The organism is Micromonospora sp. MGP-C2 (genome assembly GCF_057766525.1).
Genome location: NZ_JBYMEN010000002.1, coordinates 2,331,880 through 2,349,637, shown reverse-complemented (window position 1 = coordinate 2,349,637; position 17,758 = coordinate 2,331,880). Strand labels below are relative to the sequence as shown.

Sequence of the window (17,758 nt, the reverse complement as noted above, 5' to 3'; positions counted from 1 at the left end):
TGAAATACCGATCCGGGCGCAACGGTCGAGGCCGGTGTCCGACTGCCCGCCGTCGCGTACAGCGTGAGAACGGGCAGTAGGCTCCGGACCGGACACCGAGTCCGCCAACGGGCATTGCGCGCTGATCGGACGTACGGCACGATGGCGCGGTGGGTCACGCTCCGTTACCGGACAGCGGTTTTCTTGAGGACTGGGCCGCGCGGTTGCGACAGGGCGCCGAGCGGCCGGTCGTCGGCATCCTGCTGCGCGGCAGTCACGCCCGCCGCGCCGCCACCGCACACAGCGACGTCGACCTCGACGTGCTGGTCGGCGGTGCCCCGTACGCCGCCCGACAGGCGTACCTGGCCGAGTCCGCAGGCCGGGTCACCCACGTCTCGGTGGCCGCCCGTGACGTCCGCTCCTGGGTGCACCGACTCGGCGAACCGGCCGACTGGGCGTTCGGGCTGCCGGTCACCACACCGGCGCGACTGCTCTGGGCCGACCCGCACTGGCGGCCCCGGATCGATCTGCCGGTGCTCTGTCAGCCCGCCGAGCCGCCCCGGCTGGAGGAGCTGATCGCCACGCTCGGTAAGGCCGCCGCCGCCCGCGTCGCCAACGACCGCGTGGGGGTCCGGCTCGCCGTCGCAGACCTGGCCCGCCTCTGCCCGTCGGTGCTGCGCCCGGCCAACCCGTCGGTGCGGGTCCACTCCCGTCGGGCGGCCTTCGCGGCGGCCCTGGAACTGCCGGTCGCCCCACCCGGCTACCGGTCGGACATGCTGCTCTGCCTCGGGCTGCGTCCGGGCGCCACCAGCCAGCTGTGGGCCGCCGCCGTGCGGCTGGTCGCCGGCACCCTGCCGCTCATCCGGCCGTACGCCGAGGAGATCGCGGACACGGCCGGCGCGGACCTGGCCGCCGCCCTGGTCGACGGTCGGCTGGACCGCTACGTGGCCCAGCTGGCCCGGCCCGCCGGGTCTGCGTCGCAGCCCGGGCGGGAGCGGTCGCCGGTACCCGCGCCGCGTGCGGGACAATTCATCACTGTGCCCGTACCTGACCCGCCGGTGACCGGCGTTCCCAGCGATCCGAGCGACCCGGTGGTGTCCGAGCCGGCTCGCCCGTCCCGGCTCGACCCGGCCATCGCGGCCCAGCTGCGCCGCTCCGCCGACGGCCTGGTGGCCGCCGTGGTCCGCGCGCACGACTCCGGTGAGGTGCTGATGGTCGCCTGGATGGACGACGAGGCGCTGCACCGCACCCTCACCACCGGCCGCGCCACCTACTGGTCACGCAGCCGACGCGAATACTGGGTCAAGGGCGCCACCTCCGGGCACCACCAGTACGTCCGCTCGGTCGCGCTGGACTGCGACGGGGACGCGCTGCTGGTGAGCGTGGACCAGGTCGGAGCGGCCTGCCACACCGGCCACCGGACCTGCTTCTTCACCGAGCTGCCCGTCACCACGCCGGAGGCACGGTGAGCGCGGCGTGGCCGAGCCCCACGGCCGTGAACGAAAGGCAGACCCAGCCATGACCGACGGCATCGTCAGCCCCGACCTGGCCGCCTTCACCGAGCTGGCCACCGGCTGGCGGGTGGTGCCGGTCACCCGGCGGTTGCTGGCCGACGCGGAGACCCCGGTCGGGGTCTACCGGAAGCTGGCCGGCGGGCCGGGCACGTTCCTGTTGGAATCGGCCGAGCAGGGCGTCGGGTCCGCCGGCATGGCCTGGTCGCGGTATTCGTTCATCGGCGTACGCAGCAGCGCCACCCTCGTCGAGCGGGACGGCGTCGCGACCTGGCTCGGCCAGCCGCCGGCCGGGCTGCCCACCGAGGGTGACCCGATGCGGGTGCTGCGGGAGACGGTGGCGGCGCTGGCCGGCCCGGTGGGGGACCCGTCCGACGGTCTGCCGCCGTTGACCGGGGGCATGGTCGGCTACCTGGGTTACGACCTGGTCCGCCGTTTCGAGCGGTTGCCGGAGCTGACCGAGAACGACCTGGGCGTGCCGGAGCTGGGCATGATGCTCGCCACCGACCTGGTGGTGCTCGACCACTACGACGGTTCGGCGATCCTGGTCGCCAACGCGGTGCTGCCACCGCCGGACGCCCCGGACCGCGCCCCGCAGGTGACCGCCGCGTACCACCACGCGGTCGGCCGACTGGACGCCATGACCACCGCGCTGTCGCGGCCCATCCCGCCGATGATCTCCACCGTCGAGCGTCCGCCGGCCGGGGAGGTGCTCTGTCGTACGCCCGACGACGGGTACCCGAAGGCGGTGGAGGCGGCCAAGGAGGCGATCCGGGCCGGTGAGTGCTTCCAGATCGTGCTCTCCCAGCGCTTCGAGCGGTCGATCCACGCCGACCCGCTGGACGTCTACCGGGTGCTGCGCACCAGCAACCCCAGCCCGTACATGTACCTGCTGCGCTTCGACGGGTTCGACATCGTCGGCTCGTCGCCGGAGGCACACCTGAAGGTCACCGGTGGCGTGGACGGGCGACGGCGGGCGCTGCTGCACCCGATCGCCGGCACCCGGCCGCGCGGCGCCACCCCCGCCGCCGACGCGGCGCTCGCCCAGGAGTTGCTCGCCGACCCGAAGGAGCGAGCCGAGCACGTGATGCTGGTCGACCTGGGCCGCAACGACCTGGGTCGGGTCTGTCAGCCGGGCAGCGTGGAGGTGCCCGAGTTCGCCACCATCGAGCGGTACAGCCACGTCATGCACATCGTCTCCACTGTCACCGGCACGTTGCGGGACGATCAGACCGCCTTCGACGCGCTCGCCGCGACCTTCCCGGCCGGCACGCTCTCCGGCGCGCCCAAGGTGCGGGCCATGGAGATCATCGAAGAGTTGGAGCCCGTCCGCCGGGGGGTCTACGGGGGCACTGTCGGTTACTTCGGCTTCGGCGGCGACCTGGACATGGCGATCGCCATCCGGACCGCGCTCATCCGCGACGGCCGCGCGTACGTGCAGGCCGGGGCGGGGGTGGTCGCCGACTCGGACCCGGCCGCCGAGGACCAGGAGACGCGGAACAAGGCCGCCGCCGTGCTGGCGGCGATCGCGGCCGCCGAAACCCTGCGGCCTGCCCGGTGAGCGCCGAGGAGCGGTCGGCCGTGGGTCGGCGCGAGTTGACGTACGCGGTGTTGCTCTGTCTGGCCGGCGCGGGCCTGGCGTTGTGGGCGGCGACGCGGAGCTGGTCGGTGGAGCTGACGGTGCGCCCGGCGCCGCTGCCGCCGGTGCGGGACACCCGCAGCGGCGGCGGGCTGCTGCCCTGGCTGCCGGCGTTGGCGCTGGTGGCGTTGGCGGGTGGTGGAGCGGTGCTGGCCACCCGGGGTCGACTGCGGCAGGTGCTCGGTGGGCTGCTCGGCGCGCTGGGGCTGGCCGTGGCGGCTGGCGGCGGGTACGGGCTGGTCGCCGACATCGGCGGTTCGGTGAGCCGGCAGTGGCCGGCGCTCTGTCTGCTCGGCGGTCTGCTGGTTGCCGTCGGCGGGTGGTGGACGGCGTGGCGTGGTGGCGGTTGGCCGGCGATGGGCGCCCGGTACGAGCGGCCGGTGCGTTCGGCCCCTGCGACCACGTCGGTGCCGGCTGGTTCGGAGGGTCCGCCGGCTCCGCTGGCGGGGCGGCGGACCACCGAGGCGTGGGACGCCCTGGATCGGGGCGAGGACCCGACGGCCGACTGACGCGGCGGCCGGCGCGGTGGGCGGGGGTCAGCCGACCGGCTGGTGCTCCCGCTGGGCTCGGCGACCGGCGGCGCGGGCGGCGGTCAGTTCGGCTACCAGGCGGTTCAGCTCGGCACGCTGATCGGCGCGGGCGCGGTCGGCGCAGACGGCCTCCCAGGCGTTGCCGCGGGCGGTCCGCATCCGTCCTTCGCCCACCACGGCCCGCTCCACGCTGTGCACCACGCCGACGGCGAGCGACGCCACAGTGCGCGAGATGGTGGTCAGGCCGATGGTCGGCTGCGGCTCGGAAATGCTCATGGTCACCTCGCACGAGGAGTTGCGACGGTCGGGGTAGGCGCGCCATTGAGTCTGCCCGAGGACGATGCTCGCCGGCTGACGTTTCGCCGCCGTGAACGCCCGGTCAACTGTCCCGCCCTGGCCCTGACCAGGTCCGGCTGTCAAACCTTGAGCTTGCTCACAACATCGACCGGCGTCGTTGTCGCCGAGCGCCGTCCGCCTACTGGTGGCATGATCGATGGATCGGCCCGGTTCGGCCGTGGTCGCCAGGCCCCGTACCCGTGACGGTGGTCGATATCGGAGGTGGCGCTGCGTGACACACCGTTCACGGCAAGTCGGCCATTATGCCGCAGCCCTTTTCGTGAGCAGCGCCATACCCCCGGCGTCCGGCGTAGGTCGGCTGCCCCTAGCATCGGCCCATGACGCCCGGAGAGGGGAGTCCGTTGGTGACTGCTGAGCATGCGCACGCGGAGGGGGACGACGCCGGTCAGGCAGCGTCCGTAAGCGTGCTCGACGAGATTCTGGCTGGCGTACGTGAGGACGTCGCCCGACGCCAGGAGCAGGTTCCGCTCGAGCGGATCCGTGAACTGGCAGCGGCTGCGCCGCCGCCGCTGGACGCGTACGCGGCGCTGCGCAAGCCCGGCGTCGCCGTGATCGCCGAGGTGAAGCGTTCCTCGCCGTCCAAGGGCCGGCTGGCCGAGATCGCCGATCCGGCCGACCTCGCCGTCGACTACGCGGCCGGTGGGGCTCGGGCGATCAGCGTGCTGACCGAGGGTCGCTGGTTCGGTGGTTCACTGGACGACCTGGCGGCCGTCCGGGCCGCGGTCACGGTTCCGGTGCTTCGTAAGGACTTCGTGGTCTCCAGTTACCAGGTGCACGAGGCGCGCGCGCACGGCGCCGACCTGGTTCTGCTGATCGTCGCCGCGCTCGAACAGAACGTGCTGATGGGTCTGCTGGAGCGCATCGAGTCGCTGGGCATGACCGCGCTGGTCGAGGTGCACGACGAGGAAGAGGCCGACCGCGCTCTGGAGGCCGGCGCGCAGGTGATCGGGGTCAACGCCCGTGACCTGCGTACCCTGGAGGTCGACCGGTCCGTGTTCGAGCGGATCGCGCCCGGCCTGCCCAGCAGTGTCGTCAAGATCGCCGAGTCCGGCGTCCGTGGCCCGCACGACCTGATCCGGTACGCCTCGGCGGGCGCCGACGCGGTGCTCGTGGGCGAGGGCCTGGTCACCCAGAAGAGCCCCCGCGAGGCCGTCGCCGAACTGGTCAACGCGGGCAACCACCCGGCAACGCCCAGGCCGGTGCGCTGACCTCGCACCGGACGCCCCACCGAGAGGATTTTCCGATGAGCGCCGACGCGCTGGCCCCGGTGGCCGGCTCGCAGCCCGACTCCGCCGGCCACTTCGGCCGCTTCGGCGGTCGGTTCGTTCCCGAGGCCCTGGTGGCCGCGCTGGACGAGCTCGACGGGGCGTGGCGCACGGCGACGGCGGACGAGTCCTTCCGGGCCGAGTTCGCCGCGTTGCTGCGTGACTATGCCGGCACCCCGTCGCTGCTCTACGAGGCCCGGCGGTTCTCCGCGAAACTCGGCGCACGGGTGCTGCTCAAGCGGGAGGACCTCAACCACACCGGCGCGCACAAGGTGCGCAACGTGCTCGGCCAGGCGCTGCTCACCAAGCGGATGGGCAAGACCCGGGTGATCGCCGAGACCGGTGCCGGGCAGCACGGCGTGGCCACCGCGACCGCCGCCGCCCTGTTCGACCTCGAATGCGTGGTCTACATGGGCGAGGTCGACACCGAGCGGCAGGCCCTCAACGTGGCCCGGATGCGGATGCTCGGCGCCACCGTCGTCCCGGTCACCAACGGCTCGCGCACGCTCAAGGACGCGATGAACGAGGCGATGCGTGACTGGGTGGCCAACGTCGACGAGACGCACTACCTGATCGGCACCGCCGCCGGCCCGCACCCGTTCCCGGCGATGGTCCGCGACTTCGTCCGGGGCATCGGCGACGAGGCCCGCCAGCAGTGCCTCGACCTCACCGGCGCGCTGCCGGACGCGGTCACCGCCTGCGTCGGTGGCGGGTCCAACGCGTTGGGCATCTTCCACGCCTTCGTCGGCGACACGGACGTGCGGCTGTTCGGCTTCGAGGCCGGCGGTGACGGCGTGACCACCAGCCGGCACGCGGCCAGCATCACCGGCGGGTCGGCCGGCGTGCTGCACGGTGCCCGCACCTACGTGTTGCAGGACGCCGACGGGCAGACGCTGGAGTCGCACTCGATCTCCGCCGGCCTGGACTACCCGGGCGTCGGGCCCGAGCACGCCTGGTTGCACGACACCGGCCGGGCGACCTACCTGCCGGTCACCGACGACGAGGCGATGGCCGCGTTCGAGCTGCTCTGCCGCACCGAGGGGATCATCCCGGCGATCGAGAGCGCGCACGCGCTCGCCGGCACCCTCACGCTGGCCCCGAAGCTCGCCGCCGAGCTGGGCCGCGAGCCCACCATCGTGGTGAACCTCTCCGGGCGGGGCGACAAGGACGTGCACACCGCCGGTGACTACTTCGGCATCCTCGACAAGGAGCGGTGAGATGAGCCGGATCGGGGTGGCCTTCGACAAGGCCCGCGCCGACGGGCGGGCACTGCTGGTCGGCTGCATGCCGGCTGGTTTCCCGACCGTCGAGGGCAGCATCGCCGCGATGACCGCCATGGTCGAGGCCGGCGTCGACGTCATCGAGGTGGAGATCCCCTACTCCGACCCGGTGATGGACGGGCCGGTGATCCAGAAGGCCAGTGACATCGCCCTGGCCGGTGGCGTACGCACCGCGGACACCATGCGCATCATCGAGGCGGTGGCGGCCACCGGCGCTCCGGTGGTCACCATGACCTACTGGAACCCGGTCGAGCGGTACGGCGTGGACGTGTTCGCCCGTGATCTCGCCTCCGCCGGCGGCACCGGGCTGATCACCCCCGACCTCATTCCCGACGAGGCCGACGAGTGGCTGGCCGCCTCGGATGCGCACGGGCTGGACCGCACGTTCCTGGTGTCGCCGTCGTCCACCGACGCCCGGCTGGCGATGACTGTGGAGCACTGCCGCGGTTTCGTCTACGCGACAGCGGTGATGGGGGTGACCGGTGCCCGGGCCAGCACGTCCGACGCCGCGCCGACGCTGGTCTCCCGGGTCCGGGCGGTCACCGACCTGCCGGTCGGTGTCGGTCTGGGCGTGGGCACCGGTGTGCAGGCCGGCACCGTCGCCGGGTACGCCGACGGGGTGATCGTCGGCAGTGCCCTGGTCCGGTGCGTGCTCGACGCGTCCAGCGAGGCGGAGGGGCTGGCCGCCCTGCGTACCCTCAGTGCCGAACTCGCGGAAGGCGTCCGCAACCCCACCCGCTGACGGCGCGGCGGGCCTGTCTGTCTTAGGCACGTGATGCCGGTGAGTCATCCTGATGACTCACCGGCATCACGCTCGAACGGGTGTTGCCCGTCCGGTCGGCGTCGGGCCGCTCAGTCGTGTCGGCGCGGTCCGGGGCGAAGTGGGGCGTCCGCCGCCGTCTCACCACGTTGTTCCGGCGGCTGCGCCACGACCCCGTGCCCGTCAGGCCCGTTCACCGGCTCTCCAATGGGCTCGGGCGGTGCCCACGAAGCGTCGCGGAGCACGCCGGAGCGGCCGGCGCGAGCATCGGTGACGGCGGCGTGGGTGAGCGGCGTGACCGACTCGGGCAGCGCGTCCGGGGAGTGCCAGGACAACCGGCAGCCCGGCAGCGGGTCGGCGGCGGGTCGGACCCTGGCGGCGCGGGCCCGGAACACGTGCACGAGGACGTCCGGCAGCGGCCCGGCGCGCCCGGGGGACGTCCGCCCGGTGGGGCCGGTCAGGTGGTAGACGCCGACCAGGTCGACCAGCTCGATCTCCCAGCCGGTCTCCGCGCGGATGTCCCGCAGGGCCGCCTGCACCGGGCTCTCGGCCGGGCGTAGCCGCCCGCCGGGCAGCGCGTATCGGCGCTCCCCCCGGCCCTGCCGGCAGAGCAGCACCCGGCCGGTGTCGTCACTGACGACCGCGGCGACCGCCCAGGTGAGCGCGCTCATGGACAAAGAGCGTACGGGGGTGCAAACCAGAAGTCACCGGGATGCGCACTCCAGCGGCCCGGGGTGCCGCTGCGGGGGTGTGCAGCGGTAGCGTGTGCACCCGTGACCCTCGCCTCGCTGTCCCCCCAGGCGGCCCTGCCCAGCCCCAGCACCGCGGTCTGGCAGCTCGGGCCGGTGCCGATCCGGGCCTACGCGCTCTGCATCATCGCCGGCATCGTGCTGGCCTGCTGGGTGACGGAGCGCCGGCTGCGGCAGCGCGGCGTCGCGCCCGGTGCCGTGCTCGACATCGCCGTCTGGGCGGTGCCGGCGGGCATCATCGGCGCCCGCATCTACCACGTGATCACCTCGCCGGAGAAATACTTCGGCGCCGGTGGTGAGCCGATGAAGGCCTTCGCCATCTGGGAGGGTGGTCTCGGCATCTGGGGCGCCGTCGCCGGTGGCGCGCTCGGCGCCTTCATCGCGGCCCGACAGCTCGGCATCCCGTTCGGGGTGGTGGCCGACGCGTTGGCACCCGGGCTGCCGCTGGCCCAGGCGGTCGGCCGGCTCGGCAACTGGTTCAACAACGAGCTGTTCGGTGGCCGGACCACCCTGCCGTGGGGTCTGGAGATCCACCGGATGGACCCGGACAATCCGGGGCACGCGCTGCGCGACGACGCCGGGCAGCCGATCCTCGAACCGGGCCTCTACCAGCCGACCTTCCTCTACGAGGCGCTGTGGAACCTCGGCGTGGTCGCGTTGGTCCTCCTCCTCGACCGCCGGCTCAAGCTGGGCCGGGGCCGGGCGTTCGCCCTCTACGTGATGGGCTACACCGCCGGCCGCTTCTGGATCGAGCTGATGCGCACCGACGAGGCCAACCAGATCCTCGGCGTACGGCTCAACGTCTGGACCGCCGCGCTGGTCTTCCTCGGCGGGTTGATCTACTTCGTCCGGGTGCGCGGCCCCCAGGAATTCCTGATCCCGCTCGGTGCGGCGGCGACGCCGACCACGCCCCCCACGTCCGACCTGTCCCAGGTGGACCTCTCCGAGCGGGAGACCCCAGCGCAGGCCGCCGCCCCGGAGGGCTACCGGGTGGTCAGCGAGGAGCAGTACGCCGCCTGGCAGGACACCGGCGTCGTGCCGCCCGAGCCGACCGCCGACGGGGACGTCCGGCCCGGTGGCGCCGAGCCGCTGGGTGACGAGTCGCGTGTCGACGAGGCAACCGTCGACAGCCCGTCGACCGACGAGGACCCGGCGGACGACCCGTCGGCCACCCGTACCGACCGGGCCGACGCCACTGGCGCACGGCCCGCCGACCGGGACAGCTGAGCGGGGGCGGCACCGATGCGAAGCGCGGTGGTGGTCGGCGCAGGGGTCGGTGGCCTCGCGGTGGCCGGCGCGCTGGCCCGCTCCGGCTGGCAGGTGACCCTGCTGGAGCGAGCCGAACGGGTCCGTCCCGAGCCGACCGCCGTGGTGCTCTGGCCCAACGGCGTCCGCGCGCTGCAGGCCCTCGGTCTCGGCGCGGGCCTGGCTGCCATCGCCACGCCGCTGCCCGACGGTGGGGTCCGTCGCCCCGACGGGCACTGGCTCGTGCAGCCCCGGCCCATTCCCGCCGACCGGATGCCGGTGGTGGTGCACCGCGAGGACCTGCACGACGCGCTGATCGCCGGCCTCGGTGAGCGGGTCGAACTGCGGACCGGTGTGACAGTGCGCCACGTCCGGGTCGAGCCCGGTGAGCGGCCGGCGGTCAGCGACGGACGGCAGACCATCGAGGTCGACCTGGTGGTCGCCGCCGACGGCACGGACAGCGGCATCCGCCGCCAACTCGCCCCCGAATCCCGGGTGGTCAGCTCCGGATGCGCCGCCTGGCGGGCCGTCATTCCCTGGTACCAGGCCCCTCGGCTACCCGACGACCAGCCACTCGCCGGCGAGATCCTGGGCGCCGGCTACCGGTTCGTGGCCGCGTCGCTGGGCGAGCGCGGCTCGTCCGGCGGGTCCACCCGGGGCGGCGTCTACTGGGTGGCCACCGCCGCCGGCGCACCCCGCCCGGAACCACCGGAGACCCAGCTCGCCCTGTTGCGCCGCTGGTACGCGGGCTGGCCCGACCCGATCGGGGCACTGCTCGACGCCACCGACCCGGCCGACCTGGTCCAGCAGGAGGTCCGCGAGCTGCGACCGCTGCCCCGCGCGTACGGCTTTCCGTCCGGGCCGGGCGGCGTCGTGCTGCTCGGCGACGCGGCGCACGCCATGCCGCCGCACCTCGGGCAGGGCGCCTGCCTCGCGTTCGAGGACGCCGCCACCCTGGCCTCTCTGCTGCGGGAAGCCCGGCTGCCCGACGCCGTTCAGGCGTACGACCGGATTCGCCGCCCGCGGGCCGCGACAGTGGTTCGGCAGACCCGACGGATGTCGGCGGTGCTCCAGGCTCGGGGCCGGTTGGCGTTGCGAGCCCGGGACGCCGCACTGGGCACGATCAACTCGCGACTGCTCTCCAGCGCCGCTGCCTCGGCGGCCCAGTGGCGCCCCCGACCTGACCCACCCCGGGTCAGGGGATCAGGGCGACCGGCTCGGCGATGCAGGCTGTGCCGATGCGGCGGAAGCCGACCCGCAGGTAGACCCGGGCGATCTCGTCGCTGCCAGCGGAGAGGAAGACCAGGTCGGTGCCGGCGGCGACGAGCTCCCGGGCCAGGGTCGCGGTGAGCGCGGCGCCCAGCCCGCGTCGGCGGGCGGCGGGCAGGGTGGCCACCCCGGCGATCTCGGCGACGTCGCCGACGCGCATGGCCATGCCGCTGGCCAGCGCACCGTCGGTGGGCGTGCCGGCCAGCGCGGAAATCCGTCGACCGTCGGCGATCCGGGAACGCTCCTCGTCGAGCGCGGCCAGTTCGAGTTCGGTGACGGCGGCGTCCCGCTCGGCCGGGCCGGCCTCGCCGGGCGCGGTGCCGGCGGCGGCGAACGACACCGCTGCCACCGCACGCCGCGCGGCGACATCGGCGGCGAAACCGGGGGAGTCGGCGGCCAGCACCCGCACCGCCACGTCGGACAACGTCGCCGGGTCGGGCAGCGCGGCCGGGTCGAGCACCATCAGCGGCGCCTCCAGCACGTGCAGCCCCGCCGAGCGGGCCACCGCCAGCAGCTCGGGGCTCGTCTCGTGCACCCACTCGAAGGCTTCCGGCAGGCCCAGCTTGCGCTGCCGCTCGCGGACCGAGGTCACGTCGGCCAGCGACGGCGGCTCGGTGGCGTCGATCCGGGGGCGGGCGTAGAACGGCCAGCCGGCACCATCGCGGACGAACAGCACCAACCCGCCGTGCTCCTCCGCACCGGCGACGTCGCGGGGCACCGCGTCGTAGAAGCGTTCCAACCGGTCGAAGACGTCCTTGTGTAGCTGATCCACCGCGCGAGACTACACGTCCCAGCCTGTGGACGGTGTGATCAATCTCAGGTGGCCCTGCGACCCCGGCCCTAACGTAGACTCAATAGACCCCGGGCCGACGTCGTCCCCACCATGATCCAACCTGAGTGACGACAGGAGGCCCGGTGGCTCAGCCGTACGCGGACAAGATTCAGCCGTATCCGCACAGCCCGCAGGCGTCCCCGATGCCCGGCTCCCGCCCGCCCGCGCAGGGCCTCTACGACCCGGCGCAGGAGCACGATGCCTGCGGGGTGGCCTTCGTGGCGGACCTGCACGGCCGGCGTTCGCACGCGGTCGTCGCCAACGGGCTCGGTGCCCTCTGTCGACTGGACCATCGCGGCGCTCGTGGCGCCGAGCCGAACACCGGCGACGGCGCCGGCATCATGATCCAGGTCCCCGACACCTTCCTGCGCGCGGTGGCGGACGTCGCGCTTCCCCCGGCGGGCGAGTACGCCACCGGGCTGGTCTTCCTCCCCGACGACGACGCCGCCGAGGCGCGTGCCCGGCGGGTGGTCGAAAAGTACGCACTGGTCGAGGGAGCCGACCTGCTCGGCTGGCGCGACGTGCCGATCGACCCGAGTGAGCTTGGTGAGACGGCCCTGGCGGCGATGCCCCGGGTCCGGCAGCTCTTCCTGGCCGCACGCCGGCTCACCGACTCGCCAGAGGGGCCCGCCGGTTCACCACTGCGCGGCATCGACCTGGACCGGGTGGCGTTCAGCCTGCGCAAACAGGCCGAGCGGGAGACCGCCGAGCGGGCCGTGCCGGCATACTTCCCGTCGCTGTCCAGCCGCACCATGGTCTACAAGGGAATGCTGACGCCCGACCAGTTGCCGGCGTTCTACCCGGACCTGCGCGACGAGCGGATCGACAGCGCGATCGCGCTGGTGCACTCCCGCTTCTCCACGAACACCTTCCCGTCCTGGCCGTTGGCGCACCCGTACCGGTTCATCGCCCACAACGGCGAGATCAACACGATCCGTGGCAACCGCAACTGGATGCAGGCCCGCGAGGCGCTGCTGCGCTCGCCGAACGTGCCGGGCAACATCCGGCGGGTCTTCCCGGTGTGCACGCCCGGCGCCTCCGACTCGGCGAACTTCGACGAGGTCCTGGAGCTGCTGCACCTGGCCGGACGGAGCCTGCCGCACGCGGTGCTCATGATGATCCCCGAGGCGTGGGAGAACGACCCCGGCATGGAGCCGGCCAAGCGGGCCTTCTACCGCTTCCACGCGAGCCTGATGGAGCCGTGGGACGGTCCCGCGTCGGTGGCGTTCACCGACGGCGAGATCGTCGGCGCGGTCCTGGACCGCAACGGGTTGCGCCCGGGGCGCTGGTGGCAGACCGACGACGGGCTCGTGGTGCTCGGTTCCGAGGCGGGCGTGCTCGACCTCGACCCGGCCCACGTGGTCGCGAAGGGGCGACTCCAGCCGGGCAAGATGTTCCTGGTCGACACCGTCGCGGGTCGCATCGTGCACGACGAGGAGATCAAGTCCGAGTTGGCCGCCGCCCAGCCGTACGGCGAGTGGCTGCACGCCGGGCTGATCGAGCTGGGCGACCTGCCGGCCCGCGAGCACACCGTCTACACCCACGACTCGGTGCGCCGCCGGCAGCAGACCTTCGGTTACACCGAGGAGGAGCTGAAGATCCTGCTCGGGCCGATGGCCCGCACCGGCGCCGAGCCGCTCGGTTCGATGGGTACGGACACCCCGATCTCGCCGTTGTCGACCCGGCCGCGGCTGCTCTACGACTACTTCCACCAGCTCTTCGCCCAGGTCACCAACCCGCCACTGGACGCCATCCGCGAGGAGTTGGTGACCAGTCTGGCGTCGACGATCGGGCCGGAGGGCAACCTGCTCGACCCGGGCGCGGCGAGCTGCCGGCAGATCGTGCTGCCGCACCCGATCATCGACAACGATGAGTTGGCGAAGATCCTCTCCATCGACGAGGACGGCGACCTGCCCGGCTTCAAGGCGGTCCGGGTGTCCGGGCTGTACCGCATCCGGGAGGGCGCGGCCGGGATCAAGGCACGGCTGACCGAGATCTGCCGGCACGTCTCCGAGGCCATCGAGGACGGCGTCCGCATCCTGGTGCTCTCCGACCGGGACTCCAACGCCGACCTGGCGCCGATCCCGTCGCTGCTGCTCACCGCCGCCGTGCACCAGCACCTGGTGCGGGAGCAGACCCGCACCCAGGCGGCGTTGATCGTGGAGTCCGGCGACTGCCGGGAGGTGCACCACGCGGCGGTCCTGATCGGCTACGGCGCCGCGGCGGTCAACCCGTACCTGGCGTTCGAGTCCGTCGAGGACATGATCGCGACCGGCGCCCTGGCCGGCGTCGAGCCGGCAGCCGCGGTCCGCAACTACGCCAAGGCGCTCGGCAAGGGCGTCCTGAAGATCATGTCGAAGATGGGCATCTCCACGGTCTCCTCGTACTGCGGGGCGCAGGTCTTCGAGGCGGTCGGCCTGGACACCCGGCTGGTCGAGCGCTACTTCCGGGGCACCCCCAGCCGGATCGGCGGGGTGAACCTCGCGGGCGTGCATGCCGAGGTGGCCGCCCGGCACGCTCTGGCCTGGCCCCCGGCGGGTTCCGCCGCCTCCGACCGGTTGGAGGTCGGTGGCGAATACCAGTGGCGCCGCGAGGGTGAGCTGCACCTGTTCAACCCGGAGACGGTCTTCCTGTTGCAGCACGCCACCCGCAGCCGGCAGTACGACGTCTTCCGGGAGTACACCGCGAAGGTCGATGCGCTCGCCGCGCAGGCCGGGTCGCTGCGTGGACTGTTCACCCTGCGGACCGGGCTCCGCCCGGCGGTGCCGATCGAGGAGGTCGAGCCGGCCAGCGAGATCGTCAAGCGGTTCGCCACCGGTGCCATGTCGTACGGGTCGATCTCCGCGGAGGCGCACGAGACGCTCGCCATCGCGATGAACCGTCTCGGCGGCAAGTCCAACACCGGTGAGGGCGGCGAGGACGTCGATCGCCTGCACGACCCGGCCCGCCGTTCGGCGGTCAAGCAGATCGCCAGCGGCCGGTTCGGTGTGACCAGCGAATATCTGGTCAACGCGGACGACCTCCAGATCAAGATGGCCCAGGGCGCCAAGCCGGGCGAGGGCGGTCAACTGCCCGGCAACAAGGTCTGGCCGTGGATCGCCCGTACCCGGCACGCGACTCCGGGCGTCGGTCTGATCTCCCCACCGCCGCACCACGACATCTACTCCATCGAGGACCTCGCCCAGCTCGTGCACGACCTGAAGTGCGTCAACCCGACCGCGCGGGTGCACGTCAAGCTGGTCAGCGAGGTCGGCGTCGGCACCGTCGCCGCCGGGGTGGCGAAGCTCAAGGCCGACGTCATCCTGATCTCCGGCCACGACGGGGGCACTGGCGCCTCCCCGATGAACTCGCTCAAGCACGCAGGCACCCCGTGGGAGCTGGGCCTTGCCGAGGCCCAACAGACGCTGCTGCTCAACAAGCTGCGCGACCGGGTCACCGTGCAGGTCGACGGTCAGCTCAAGACCGGCCGCGACGTGCTGATCGCGGCGCTGCTCGGCGCGGAGGAGTTCGGCTTCGCGACCGCGCCGCTGATCGTCGCCGGTTGCGTGATGATGCGGGTCTGCCACCTGGACACCTGCCCGGTCGGCATCGCCACGCAGAACCCGGTGCTGCGCGAGCGCTTCACCGGCACCCCGGAGTTCGTGGAGAACTTCTTCCTCTTCCTCGCCGAGGAGGTCCGGGGATACCTGGCCGAGCTGGGTTTCCGGTCCATCGAGGAGGCGATCGGGCAGTCCGAGCTGCTCGACGTGGCCCCGGCGCTGACGCACTGGAAGGCGCACGGGTTGGACCTGGCGCCTGTCCTGCACCTGCCGGAGCTGCCCGCCGGCGCGGCCCGACGGGGGATTCGCGCACAGGATCACGGCCTGGAGCTCTCCCTGGACAACGAGCTGATCGCGCTCGCGCAGCCCGCCCTGTCCACCGGTGCGCCGGTACGGGTCGAGGTGGCGGTCCGCAACGAGCACCGCAGCGTCGGCGCGATGCTCGGCGGTGAGGTGACGCGCCGCTTCGGCGGTGCCGGCCTTCCGGACGACACCATCGAGTTCGTGCTGCACGGCACGGCCGGGCAGTCGTTCGGCGCGTTCCTGCCGCGCGGGGTGACCCTGCGGCTGCACGGCGACGCCAACGACTACGTGGCCAAGGGCCTCTCCGGTGGGCGGATCATCGTCCGTCCGGACGCCGCAGCGCCGTTCCTCGACCCGGACGCCGAGCCGGGGCAGCGGGCCGAGGATCAGATCATCGCCGGCAACACCATCCTGTACGGGGCCACGGCGGGTGAGGTCTTCCTGCGTGGCCGGGTGGGGGAGCGGTTCGCGGTGCGCAACTCCGGTGCGGTCGCCGTGGTCGAGGGGGTTGGCGACCACGGCTGCGAGTACATGACCGGCGGCACTGTCGTGGTGCTCGGCGCGACCGGTCGTAACTTCGCGGCCGGTATGTCCGGCGGCACGGCGTTCGTGCACCACCTGGACCGCGCACGGGTCAACACGGAGCTGGTCGACCTGGCGCAACTGGGCGAGCAGGAGCAGTCGTTGCTGCACGAGCTGGTCCAGCGGCACGTGGCCGAGACCGGGTCGGCGGTCGCCGAGGAGCTGCTGAAGCGCTGGCCGGAGGCGGTGGCCGAGTTCACCGCCGTGGTGCCCCGCGACTACCGCCGGGTGCTGGAGATCATGAAGGCCGCCGAAGCCGCCGGCCGCAACGTCGACGACGCGGTGATGAGCGCACTCAGCGCGCCGTCCGCCGCGCCGGTGCCGCCCGCCCCGCGGGTGGCTGCCCAGGAGGTGGCTCGTGCCTGACCCGAACGGTTTCCTGCGCTACGACCGGCGACTGCCGGCCCGCCGCCCGGTGCCGGTGCGGATCAGCGACTGGCGCGAGGTCTACCCACCGGCCGGCGAGGAACTGGTCCGCGAGCAGGCCACCCGGTGCATGGACTGCGGCATCCCGTTCTGCCACGACGGCTGCCCGCTGGGCAACCGCATCCCGGACTGGAACGACCTGGTGCGGACCGGCAACTGGGACGCCGCAGTCGAGTCGCTGCACGCCACCAACAACTTCCCGGAGTTCACCGGCCGGCTCTGCCCGGCGCCCTGCGAGGCGGCCTGCGTCCTGGGCATCTCCGGCGGCAAGCCGGTGACCATCAAGCAGGTCGAGGTGGAGATCGCCGACGCCGCCGCCGCACGCGGGTTCACCCCTCGCGCGGTGCCGGCGCCGTCCGGTCGGTCGGTCGCCGTCGTCGGCTCCGGGCCCGCCGGCCTCGCCGCCGCCCAGCAACTGGCCCGCGCCGGTCACGCGGTGACGGTGTACGAGCGTGACGACGCGATCGGTGGCCTGCTCCGGTACGGCATCCCCGACTTCAAGCTGGAGAAGCGGCACATCGATGCCCGCCTGGCCCAGCTCGTCGCCGAGGGGGTGCGCTTCCGCACCGGGGTGAACGTCGGGGTGGACGTCACCGCCGAGCAGTTGCGCGCCGAACACGACGCGGTGCTGCTGGCCTGCGGCGCGTTGCAGGGGCGGGACACTCCGGAGACCCCGGGGCGGGCGCTTCGGGGCGTACACCAGGCGATGGCGCACCTGGTCGCGGCGAATCGCGCGGTCGCCACCGCGGCCACCGACCAGCCTGGCGTCGCGGTCACGGGTGAGGCCCGGCCGGCGCGTGCGCTGCTGCCGGACGGCAGCCCGATCGACGCGGCCGGCAAGCACGTGGTGATCATCGGTGGTGGTGACACCGCGGCTGACTGCCTCGGCGTCGCGCACCGGCAGGGCGCCGCGGGCGTGCACCAGCTCGACCTGTACCCGCAGCCGCCCCAGGAGCGCGACGAGGCGCGGGACCCGTGGCCGACATGGCCGTGGATCCTGCGCAGCTACCCGGCGCACGAGGAGGGTGGCGAGCGGGTCTTCGCCGTTGCGGTGCAGGAGTTCGTGGACGACGGCACCGGGCAGGTGCGGGCGGTGCGGATCGCCGAGGTGACAGTGGAGAAGCGCGACGGCCGACGGGTCGTGACGGTGGTGCCGGGTTCCGAGCGGGAGCTGCCGGCAGATCTGGTGCTGTTGGCGATCGGCTTCGAGGGCACCGAACAGCAGCCGTTGCTGGCCCAGTTCGGCGTGACCCGTAATCCCCGGGGCGCGGTCGACGCCCGCGACGACTGGCAGACCGACGCCGACGGGGTGTTCGTGGCCGGTGACATGCACCGGGGTGCCTCGCTGATCGTCTGGGCCATCGCCGAGGGGCGTGCGGCGGCTGCCGCCATCCATGAGCACCTCGGTGGTGTCGGTGCGTTGCCGGCCCCGGTCGGCCCGGCCGCGCAGGCTCTCGCCGCTCGCTGAGTTGCGGGCGTCCGGTCGGTGGGG

12 protein-coding genes and 2 pseudogenes are annotated in these 17,758 nt (G+C 73.1%); 11 read left to right on the top strand and 3 right to left on the bottom strand.

Annotated elements, in window-relative coordinates; translation table 11 throughout:
• Positions 1–149 precede the first annotated feature (149 nt).
• The 4 genes and pseudogenes from AC3CF1_RS10265 to AC3CF1_RS10250 form a co-directional block, all read left to right on the top strand.
• Positions 150–830: pseudogene (locus tag AC3CF1_RS10265) on the top strand (phosphoribosyl-AMP cyclohydrolase); the annotation flags it as partial.
• A 186-nt stretch (positions 831–1,016) separates the two neighbouring features.
• Complete coding sequence (gene hisI / locus AC3CF1_RS10260) at positions 1,017–1,448, top strand: phosphoribosyl-AMP cyclohydrolase (RefSeq protein ID WP_328383975.1); 432 nt, start codon at positions 1,017–1,019, stop codon at positions 1,446–1,448.
• 49 nt (positions 1,449–1,497) lie between these two features.
• Positions 1,498–3,051 (top strand): anthranilate synthase component I, encoded by a 1,554-nt coding sequence (locus AC3CF1_RS10255; protein WP_488450259.1) that lies wholly within the window; start codon positions 1,498–1,500, stop codon positions 3,049–3,051.
• Positions 3,048–3,638: a Trp biosynthesis-associated membrane protein gene (locus tag AC3CF1_RS10250; protein ID WP_308159659.1), complete on the top strand. Its 591-nt coding sequence runs from the start codon at positions 3,048–3,050 to the stop codon at positions 3,636–3,638. Before AC3CF1_RS10255 ends, AC3CF1_RS10250 begins: the two co-directional genes overlap by 4 nt.
• A 27-nt stretch (positions 3,639–3,665) precedes the next feature.
• Here the strand turns inward: AC3CF1_RS10250 and AC3CF1_RS10245 are convergent, their stop codons facing one another.
• Entirely contained in the window at positions 3,666–3,935 is a 270-nt protein-coding gene (locus AC3CF1_RS10245) for a hypothetical protein (protein WP_088951908.1), read from the bottom strand.
• Between the two features lie 485 nt (positions 3,936–4,420).
• On the opposite strand from AC3CF1_RS10245, the gene trpC reads away from it, so the two are divergent.
• Genes trpC through trpA form a run of 3 tightly spaced genes read left to right on the top strand, consistent with a single transcriptional unit; the run spans position 4,421 to position 7,303 of the window.
• A complete protein-coding gene (gene trpC / locus AC3CF1_RS10240) occupies positions 4,421–5,224 on the top strand; it encodes an indole-3-glycerol phosphate synthase TrpC (RefSeq protein WP_172862221.1) in 804 nt (267 codons plus the stop codon).
• Positions 5,225–5,259: 35 nt separating this feature from the next.
• Positions 5,260–6,498 carry a tryptophan synthase subunit beta gene (gene trpB / locus AC3CF1_RS10235; protein WP_357970104.1) on the top strand — a complete coding sequence of 413 codons (1,239 nt, stop codon included), beginning with the start codon at positions 5,260–5,262 and terminating at the stop codon, positions 6,496–6,498.
• Position 6,499: 1 nt separating this feature from the next.
• Positions 6,500–7,303, top strand: a complete 804-nt coding sequence (gene trpA, locus AC3CF1_RS10230; RefSeq protein WP_488450256.1) for a tryptophan synthase subunit alpha — start codon at positions 6,500–6,502, stop codon at positions 7,301–7,303.
• 110 nt (positions 7,304–7,413) lie between these two features.
• Here trpA and AC3CF1_RS10225 read toward each other — a convergent pair whose 3' ends face one another.
• Entirely contained in the window at positions 7,414–7,992 is a 579-nt protein-coding gene (locus tag AC3CF1_RS10225) for an NUDIX hydrolase (RefSeq protein WP_488450254.1), read from the bottom strand.
• A gap of 102 nt (positions 7,993–8,094) precedes the next feature.
• On the opposite strand from AC3CF1_RS10225, the gene lgt reads away from it, so the two are divergent.
• Together lgt and AC3CF1_RS10215 are read left to right on the top strand one after the other, a co-directional pair.
• Positions 8,095–9,297 carry a prolipoprotein diacylglyceryl transferase gene (gene lgt, locus AC3CF1_RS10220; protein ID WP_354983041.1) on the top strand — a complete coding sequence of 401 codons (1,203 nt, stop codon included), beginning with the start codon at positions 8,095–8,097 and terminating at the stop codon, positions 9,295–9,297.
• A gap of 15 nt (positions 9,298–9,312) precedes the next feature.
• Positions 9,313–10,491 (top strand): annotated as a pseudogene (locus AC3CF1_RS10215) (FAD-dependent monooxygenase); the annotation flags it as partial.
• Positions 10,492–10,510: 19 nt separating this feature from the next.
• On the opposite strand, the gene AC3CF1_RS10210 reads toward AC3CF1_RS10215, so the two are convergent.
• Positions 10,511–11,356 (bottom strand): GNAT family N-acetyltransferase, encoded by an 846-nt coding sequence (locus tag AC3CF1_RS10210; protein ID WP_328372089.1) that lies wholly within the window; start codon positions 11,354–11,356, stop codon positions 10,511–10,513.
• Positions 11,357–11,559: 203 nt separating this feature from the next.
• On the opposite strand from AC3CF1_RS10210, the gene gltB reads away from it, so the two are divergent.
• On the top strand, positions 11,560–16,206 hold the full coding sequence (gene gltB, locus AC3CF1_RS10205; RefSeq protein ID WP_488452061.1) for a glutamate synthase large subunit: 4,647 nt from the start codon (positions 11,560–11,562) through the stop codon (positions 16,204–16,206).
• Positions 16,199–17,734 (top strand): glutamate synthase subunit beta, encoded by a 1,536-nt coding sequence (locus tag AC3CF1_RS10200; RefSeq protein ID WP_488450251.1) that lies wholly within the window; start codon positions 16,199–16,201, stop codon positions 17,732–17,734. The genes gltB and AC3CF1_RS10200 overlap by 8 nt, the downstream gene beginning before the upstream one ends.
• Positions 17,735–17,758 lie beyond the last annotated feature (24 nt).